This is a genomic window from Pseudomonas sp. SED1 (genome assembly GCF_034044025.1).
Classification (GTDB): domain Bacteria; phylum Pseudomonadota; class Gammaproteobacteria; order Pseudomonadales; family Pseudomonadaceae; genus Aquipseudomonas.
In genome coordinates this window covers 20197-27939 of record NZ_JAXCIS010000164.1, presented here as the reverse complement: position 1 = coordinate 27939, position 7743 = coordinate 20197, and the positions used below count along the sequence as shown (strand labels likewise).

The following is a 7743-nucleotide window of genomic DNA, read 5'->3' as shown; positions in this document are numbered from 1 at the left end:
TGTAGAAGTCCATGATTTTCACCGGCACGTTACGAGCGCAACGGTCTGGTACACAGAATTTCTTGACGACCATAGAGCATTGGAACCACCTGATCCCATCCCGAACTCAGCAGTGAAACGATGCATCGCCGATGGTAGTGTGGGGTTTCCCCATGTGAGAGTAGGTCATCGTCAAGATTGAATTCCGAAACCCCTGTCTGCTAACGCAGACAGGGGTTTTGTCGTTTAAGGAAGCAAAGAAACAGGACCGACTCAACCTTTGCGTGCCTTCGCATTTCGCCTGGCCAGCAACTTGCGCCACCAGATGTAGATCCCGGTTGCCGACAACATCGCGATCACAATCCCCAGCAGCGCAATCAATACCTGCCCCATCAGCCCGATGATCCTGCCTCCATGGATCGGCAGCTGCAGCCGATAAAAGCGCTCTCCCAACGTACCTTGCCCTGCTATTTCCTGCCCTAATAAACGCCCGTCCGTCCCATGGAAAAACAACCAGGATTTTCCATGGGCCTCGGTATCATGTTGCCCAAAACCAGCGCCATAGAAGTTGTACTCGAAGCTGTAGTACAGCTCCCCAATCGCCGCTGTAAGCCCAAGCCGTTTGCCTTCCTCTAACGCCCTTTCATAGGCCTGTTGATAACTCAACTGCGTCACGCCCAATTGCTCGCTCGGTAGCCTGCCACGAGCCTCATAGACGCTGGCCTCGACCGGTGAGAACAGCGACACTGCGGGCTTGAACACCTGACTCGGCAAATTCATTGCCACGCTGCTGACCGCGATCGGCAGCAACAACAGCCAAAGCCACAAGCCGCCTGCGCGATGCAGGTCGAAATTCAACCGATAAGTATGACCACCCTTGATCTTCCAAGCCGTGGACCACTTCTTCCAGAAGGGTGTGCCCCGCGGCAGGGTCAGCCACAGCGCGATAAAACAATCGAATACCCACGCAATCGCCACCAACCCCATCAGCCACAAACCCCAATTTCCCGGCAGTGTCAGGTTGTAGTGAAACTCCAGAATGAACGGAATGAGATTCTCACGCTGAAAGCAGCACGCGCCCCAAAAGCGTCGCCCCATTTCTTCACCACTGACCGGATCGAGATAGAAAACCTGGTTAGGTTCATCAAAGGGTTTGCCGGTCGCCGGATCGTTTCTGGCGACTGCCGCCAACATAGCGGTATGACCGGCCTCTTGTGGATATTCCATGTACCAGACCTGCAGCTTGGGATGCTGCCCCTGCAGCGTGTCCACCAGTTCACCTGGCGGCAATGCACGGCCCTTGGCTGTCGCTTCGTAGAACCCGGGATTGAGCCATTCATCCAGTTCATGGTTGAACGCCAGAAGGCTGCCCGTTATCCCCGCCATCATCAGAAACAACGCCGTCGCCAACCCGATGTAACGATGAAATAAAACCAGAAATGCACGTATACAGTTTTCCTGCAAATACAACAAAGCCAGCGCCTGGAATCAGGTACTGGCTTTGGATGAATCGAGAGAAATTAGAACTGGTAGCTCACCGTCGCACTGACGTTGCGCTCTTCACCCAGGTAGCAGAAGTTCAGGCTCGCGCACGACGCCACGTAAGACTCGTTCGTCAGGTTGTTGGCATTCAGGCGCACATCCACACCCTTCAACCCCACCTTGCCCAGGTCATAACCCATCGAGGCATCAAACAGCGTGTAGGCGGGCACCTTCATGGTGTTCTCCGCATCCGCCCAGCTGTAGCCGACATAGCGCACACCACCGCCGAGCCGCAGGCCATCCAGAGCACCGCTGTCGAATTTGTAGTCGGCCCACACCGATGCCATATGACGCGGAGCCTGGGTCGGCGAATTTCCCTTGTTCTCGATCACGTTGCCCGCAGTACTCAACGTGCTGACCATCGACTTTGAATACTCGATGTCAGTGAAGGTATAGCTGCCCAGCAACTTGAGATTGTCAGTCAGCTGCATATGCGCCTCCAACTCCAGGCCCTGGGAGCGCACAGCACCTACCGCGCGATAGAAGTTTTCCTGCGGCAGCTTGGTCGCCAGGTTTTCCTGATCGATACGGAACAGCGAAGCGGTGAACAGGTTGTCAGTACCCGGCGGCTGATATTTCAAGCCAACCTCCCACTGGGTGCCGTCGGTAGGTGCCAGGGGATTGCCGGCACTGTCCGAATAGGAGTTCGGGTTGAAGGATTCGGAATAGCTGACGTAGGGCGCAAGACCGTTTTCAAACAGATAAAGCGCTCCTGCACGCCCGGTCAGCTTGGTACGTTTATCACTGATCTCCGTGCCCACCGGCCGTCCCGCTTCAGCAATGCGGTTTTCATCAGAGGTCTCAACCCAATCCTGACGCAGCCCGAGGGAGAACCGCCACTTGTCCATCTCAATCAGGTCCTGCAGGTAAACGCCGATCTGCTCGAGCCGACGCAGATAACTGGTTGGACTGTAATAACTGATCTCGGAATTGCCATACGCCGGATTGAACGCATTGATCGGCGCAAGAGAGCCGCTGCTCCAGTCCACAACGGTTTTGCGCCGCTGATAGTCTGCCCCCATCAACACCGTGTGCTTGGTTGCGCCGGTAAAAAACTCAGCCTGCAGCATATTGTCGATAATGAACGCATGCAGCTTCTCGTCACCGCCTGAGTAGTAGCGATTCAGCTCATTACTGGTGGGCGTGGTCCAGCCATAGGCATACACCTGGTCCAGCCGGACCTTCGAATCCAGATACCGAAAGTTCTGCCGCGCCGTGAAAACATCATTGAAGCGATGCTCAAACTGATAGCCGAACGACTGCTGATCACGTTTGTACCCATCAATGCCCGGCTCACCCTCAAAGAAGTGATTGGAAATTCGCTGGCCATTGCGCTGATGCAGCGCGCCATCCGCCGGCATGCCACCGTGGTAGCCACCGTCGGGATCATGCTGTAGATAGGCCTGGAGTGTGAGGGATGTGTCATCGGTAAAGTCGATGCTCAAGGTGGGCGCCAGTGCGTAGCGTTTTTCCTTGGCATGGTCGAACTGTGTGTCGGACTTGTCCGCAAGCCCGGTCAGTCGGTAAGCAATACGCTTGTCGTCATCCACTGGGCCACTGAAGTCGAAACCCATGCCTCGCTGCCCTTGGGAACCCACGGTGGCCTGCACTTGATGGTATGGCTCAAACAATGGCTTCTTGCTGGTCAACGCCACCAGCCCGCCCGGCGAGCTGCGCCCGTAGAGCACCGATGACGGGCCTTTGAGAATATCCACCCGCTCGAGGAAGTACGGGTCCACCTGCATGGTGCTGTAAGTCCCGCTGTCCCCCATGGATTTCAAACCGTCGAGGTAGATGTTATCCACCGAACCGTCGTTGAAACCACGCATCGCCACGTAGTCGTAACGGTGAGTGGCGCCATACGGGTTGGTCAGCACGCCAGGGGTGTAACGCATGGCCTGGGCAACGGTTTGCGAGCCCTGGTCGTCCATCTGCTCGCGGGTCACCACTGAAACCGTCTGGGACGTTTCCACCAGCGCGGTACTGGTCTTGGTGGCGATCTGGCTGTGAGTCGCGTTGTAGCCGTCCATGCTGCCCAAGGCATTACCCAGGGCGAAGCCTCTGATGTCGGTGGTCGGCAAGGTCAGCGCCTCGCTCTCGGGCTGTGCCTGCAACACGAAACTCACGTCGTCCTGAGCCTGCGCCTGCAAGCCTGACCCGCTGAGCAACTGGCTCAAACCTTGTTCGGCAGAGTACTCCCCATGCAGCCCGACAGACTGGCGGCCCTGAGTCTGCGCAGGCGTGCTGGAAAGTGTGATGCCTGCCTGACGGGCAAACTGATTGAGCGCATCGCTCAGCGGGCCTGCGGGGATGTCATAGCGCTGGCTGATACGCTCGACGCCGCTATCAGCCGCGGCGCCGGCCACGGGCAGCAAGCCGATGCCCATTGTGGTCGACAGCAACGCTGCACGTACGGCTTTGCTGAGCAAAGGGTAGGAAGAGGGTGAGTTACTGAAAAAACGCACAGTCATTATCGAGATCCGTAGAGGTCGCTGAAGGCAGATTGAATTGCTTACTGTCTAAGCCGGACTCACGGAAAAAAGCCGCCAAAAATAAATCAGGTGCGATAAAAATAATCAGGCCTGACGCTCCAGGCTCACCCACCAGCGGGTGCGATAGCGCAGGCGCACAGGCAGCGTCTGCGGAAGGATCGCCAACAGCTTCTCAGTGTCTTCCAGGCGAAAAACACCCGACAAGCGCAAGTCTGCGATATCACTTGAACAGCCCAGATAACCCTGGCGATAGCGCCCCACCTCCGCCAGGAAGTCGGCAAGACGCATGTTGCGGGTGACGATTAATCCGTCGGCCCAGGCCCCAGTATCCATATCCGAAGGCGGCGCGAGAACGACCCCGTTCTGACGCACCACGTAGCTTTCTCCTGCATGCACTTGAGTAAACAGCCCGTCGGCGGTATGCGGTGAGTGAATCGCGACGTTGCCTGAGGCCACGCTCAAGCGTGTGCAATCACCGTCCTGGCGCACCACAAACCGCCCGTCGATGCCTTCGAACAGGCCATGGCGAGTGCGAACCAGCAACGGTGCGGTTGCAACGGCGCCGCAGGTCACCAGGATTTCCCCGCGTAGCAACGTGATCAAGCGTTGCTGCGGTTTGAAGTCCAGGTCCACCGCGCTGTCGGTATTGAGCTGCAGGCGTGTGCCATCCGGCAGTTGCACGCTGCGACGCTCGCCGGTGGTGGTCGCCAGGTCCGAGGTCCAACGCGGCCAGCCGGTGAGGTCTCGGCTTGCCCAGGCCGCCGAGCCCATCAACAGCACACCGGACAACACCTTCAACGCTTGCCGGCGGCCAAGGCGCTGGGCACTGTTCTCCAGCGCCACATGGGCTCCGGGGATCGCCGCCAATTGGCTGCTCAATTCATGCTGCAGCGCCTGCACGCGTTGCCAGGCCAGCTCGTGTTCATGATGAGCCTCACGCCAGTGCTCGCACTGCGCCTTCAGCCGGACATTGGCGCGATTGTTACGCAAGCGCAGCATCCAGCTGATGGCCTGCTTGACCACCTGCGGGTCGGGCCCGGAGCGCGCTGCGTTATCCATCGAGGTCATGCCTCATACCGCAGCACATAACAGTGATACAGCGCCTCGGCGACATACCGCTCTACCGAGCGCACCGACACGCCCATCTGCTGCGCAATCTGCTTGTATGTCAGCCCGTCGCACTGAGCCAGTAGAAACGCCTTGCGCACCTTGGGCTTGAGTCCGTCCAGAAGCCGGGCGATGGACTCCAGCAATTCCAGAATCAGCGCACGCTCTTCAGCACTCGGAGCCAAGGCTTCGGGCAAGTGCGCGATGGACTCCAGATAGGCGCGCTCGATTTCTTCGCGACGCCAATGATCGATCACCAAGCCTCGGGCGATGGTACGCAGGAAGGCCCGAGGAGCCTTGAGTTCGAAGCGTTCGGTTTTTTGCAGCAAGCGCACGAACGTGTCCTGCGCCAAGTCCGCCGCATCTGCTGCATTACCCAGGCGGCTGCGTAGCCAGGTGTTCAGCCAGCCATGATGGTTGCTGTAGAGCGTCTGTACTGCGTACTCGGAAGAGGGCATTCACGCGGCCTGGCAAAACGTCACAAATGATAATTAGTCGCATTGTCGGCAACGCTGAAAAATTTTGCAACTCCTGCCACCAGAGGCCTACCGCTGGTCGGCTTCTGACGCAAAAAGCAGATGCTTCTCACAAATTCCTAAGATTTATCCTGACTTGGCCGACAGCCTGACGAGCCATGCGTGCACCGAAATAGAGCAGTCAAAGAGTCTGCCTATCCCGTTACATGGAATGTTGCATCCGGCACGCTCACCCCCTTTTGGCAAAAAGAAGTCAATGAAATGAATCTCAAGTTCAGTCATAAAATTCTGTTGGCCGCGTCAGGCGTAGTGGTTCTGGCCTTCGCGTTATTCACGTTCTACAACGACTACCTGCAGCGCAATACCATCCGGCAAAACCTGGAATCGTCTATTCAGCAGTCCGGTGAACTGACCGCCAGCAGTGTGCAGAACTGGCTCAGCGGCCGGGTACTGGTACTGGAAAGCCTGGCGCAAAACGTGGCCCACCAAGGCAGTGCTGCCGATCTTCCGGGGTTGGTCGACCAGTCGGCATTTACCTCCAACTTCCAGTTCACTTACGTCGGTTCAACCAACGGTGTGTTCACCCAACGGCCCGACGCCAAAATGCCCGATGGCTACGACCCGCGTCAGCGCCCTTGGTACAAACAAGCGGTGGCCGCCGACAAGACCATGCTCACGCCGCCCTATATGGCAGCGGTAGGTGGGCTGATCGTGACCATCGCGATGCCGGTGAAAAAGAATGGCGAACTGCTTGGCGTGGTTGGCGGTGACCTGAGCTTGCAAACCCTGGTGAAGATCATCAACTCGGTGGATTTCGGCGGCATCGGCCATGCGTTTCTGGTCAGCGGTGACGGCCAGGTGATCGTCAGCCCGGACCAGGACCAGGTGATGAAAAACCTCAAGGACATCTACCCGGGCACCAACGTACGCATCGAGAAGGTCAGCCAGGAGGTGGTCCTCAATGGCCAGGAACGGATTCTGTCCTTCACCCCCATCAGCGGGTTGCCGAATGCCGACTGGTACATCGGCCTGTCGATCGACAAAGACAAAGCCTACGCACCGCTGGGCAAGTTCCGCACCTCGGCATTGATCGCCATGTTTATTGCAGTCGCCGCCATCGCGGTGTTCCTGAGCCTGCTGATCCAGGTCTTGATGCGCCCGCTGACCACCATGGGCCGCGCCATGCAGGACATCGCTCAGGGTGAGGGTGACTTGACCCGCCGCCTGACAGTGGAAAGCAAGGACGAGTTCGGTGACTTGGGCAGTGCCTTCAACCAATTCGTCGAGCGTATTCACGCGTCAATTTCCGAAGTTTCCTCGGCCACCCGTCAGGTACATGACCTGTCCCAGCGCGTAATGGCCTCGTCCAACGCATCGATCGTCGGCTCCGACGAGCAAAGCGCCCGCACCAACAGCGTGGCCGCAGCAATCAACGAACTGGGGGCTGCCACTCAGGAAATCGCACGCAACGCGGCTGATGCTTCGCAACACGCCAGCGGTGCCAGCGAGCAGGCCGATGACGGCCGCAAGGTGGTGGAGAAAACCATCCTGGCGATGTCGGAGCTTTCGCAAAAAATCAGCCTGTCGTGCACGCAGATTGAAACCCTGAACGCCAGCACCGACAACATCGGCCACATCCTGGATGTGATCAAAGGCATTTCCCAGCAAACCAACTTGCTGGCCCTCAACGCTGCGATTGAGGCTGCGCGCGCCGGTGAAGCCGGACGTGGGTTTGCCGTGGTAGCAGATGAAGTCCGCAACCTGGCGCATCGCACCCAGGAGTCGGCAGAAGAGATCCACAAAATGATCACCTCGCTGCAGATCGGCTCGCGTGAGGCCGTGACCACGATGAACGCCAGCCAGACCTCCAGCGAAGAAAGCGTCGAGGTCGCCAACCAGGCAGGTGAACGCCTGGTCAGCGTGACTCAGCGGATCGTCGAGATCGACGGCATGAACCAGTCGGTAGCGGCCGCCACCGAGGAACAGACTGCCGTGGTGGAAACCCTCAACGTCGACATCAACCAGATCAACCTGCTGAACCAGCAAGGCGTGGCCAACCTCAACGAAACCTTGAAGGATTGCGACGCGCTGTCTCAACAAGCCAACCGGCTGAAGCAGTTGGTCGACAGTTTCAAAATCTGATGATT

General features: G+C 57.9%; 5 protein-coding genes and 1 rRNA gene. 2 read left to right on the top strand and 4 right to left on the bottom strand.

Annotated elements, in window-relative coordinates; translation table 11 throughout:
* Positions 1–61: 61 nt before the first annotated feature.
* A 5S ribosomal RNA gene (rrf, locus tag SNL23_RS20900) occupies positions 62–177 on the top strand.
* Between the two features lie 75 nt (positions 178–252).
* Here the strand turns inward: rrf and SNL23_RS20895 are convergent.
* The 4 genes from SNL23_RS20895 to SNL23_RS20880 all read right to left on the bottom strand — a co-directional run bounded on the left by SNL23_RS20895 (position 253) and on the right by SNL23_RS20880 (position 5578).
* Positions 253–1428, bottom strand: a complete 1176-nt coding sequence (locus tag SNL23_RS20895; RefSeq protein ID WP_318303356.1) for a PepSY-associated TM helix domain-containing protein — start codon at positions 1426–1428, stop codon at positions 253–255.
* A gap of 71 nt (positions 1429–1499) precedes the next feature.
* On the bottom strand, positions 1500–3992 hold the full coding sequence (locus SNL23_RS20890; RefSeq protein WP_318303355.1) for a TonB-dependent siderophore receptor: 2493 nt from the start codon (positions 3990–3992) through the stop codon (positions 1500–1502).
* Between the two features lie 105 nt (positions 3993–4097).
* Positions 4098–5081 carry a FecR family protein gene (locus SNL23_RS20885; protein ID WP_318303354.1) on the bottom strand — a complete coding sequence of 328 codons (984 nt, stop codon included), beginning with the start codon at positions 5079–5081 and terminating at the stop codon, positions 4098–4100.
* Entirely contained in the window at positions 5078–5578 is a 501-nt protein-coding gene (locus SNL23_RS20880) for a sigma-70 family RNA polymerase sigma factor (RefSeq protein ID WP_318303352.1), read from the bottom strand. Before SNL23_RS20880 ends, SNL23_RS20885 begins: the two co-directional genes overlap by 4 nt.
* A gap of 279 nt (positions 5579–5857) precedes the next feature.
* Between SNL23_RS20880 and SNL23_RS20875 the strand changes: the two genes are divergently transcribed.
* Complete coding sequence (locus SNL23_RS20875) at positions 5858–7738, top strand: methyl-accepting chemotaxis protein (RefSeq protein ID WP_318303350.1); 1881 nt, start codon at positions 5858–5860, stop codon at positions 7736–7738.
* Positions 7739–7743 lie beyond the last annotated feature (5 nt).

Excerpts from the sequence above, each read along its gene's own strand:
- SNL23_RS20885 (WP_318303354.1), bottom strand. The coding sequence starts at position 5,081 with ATGACCTCGATGGATAACGCAGCGCGCTCCGGGCCCGACCCGCAGGTG.
- SNL23_RS20875 (WP_318303350.1), top strand. The coding sequence starts at position 5,858 with ATGAATCTCAAGTTCAGTCATAAAATTCTGTTGGCCGCGTCAGGCGTA.
- SNL23_RS20890 (WP_318303355.1), bottom strand. The coding sequence starts at position 3,992 with ATGACTGTGCGTTTTTTCAGTAACTCACCCTCTTCCTACCCTTTGCTC.
- SNL23_RS20880 (WP_318303352.1), bottom strand. The coding sequence starts at position 5,578 with ATGCCCTCTTCCGAGTACGCAGTACAGACGCTCTACAGCAACCATCAT.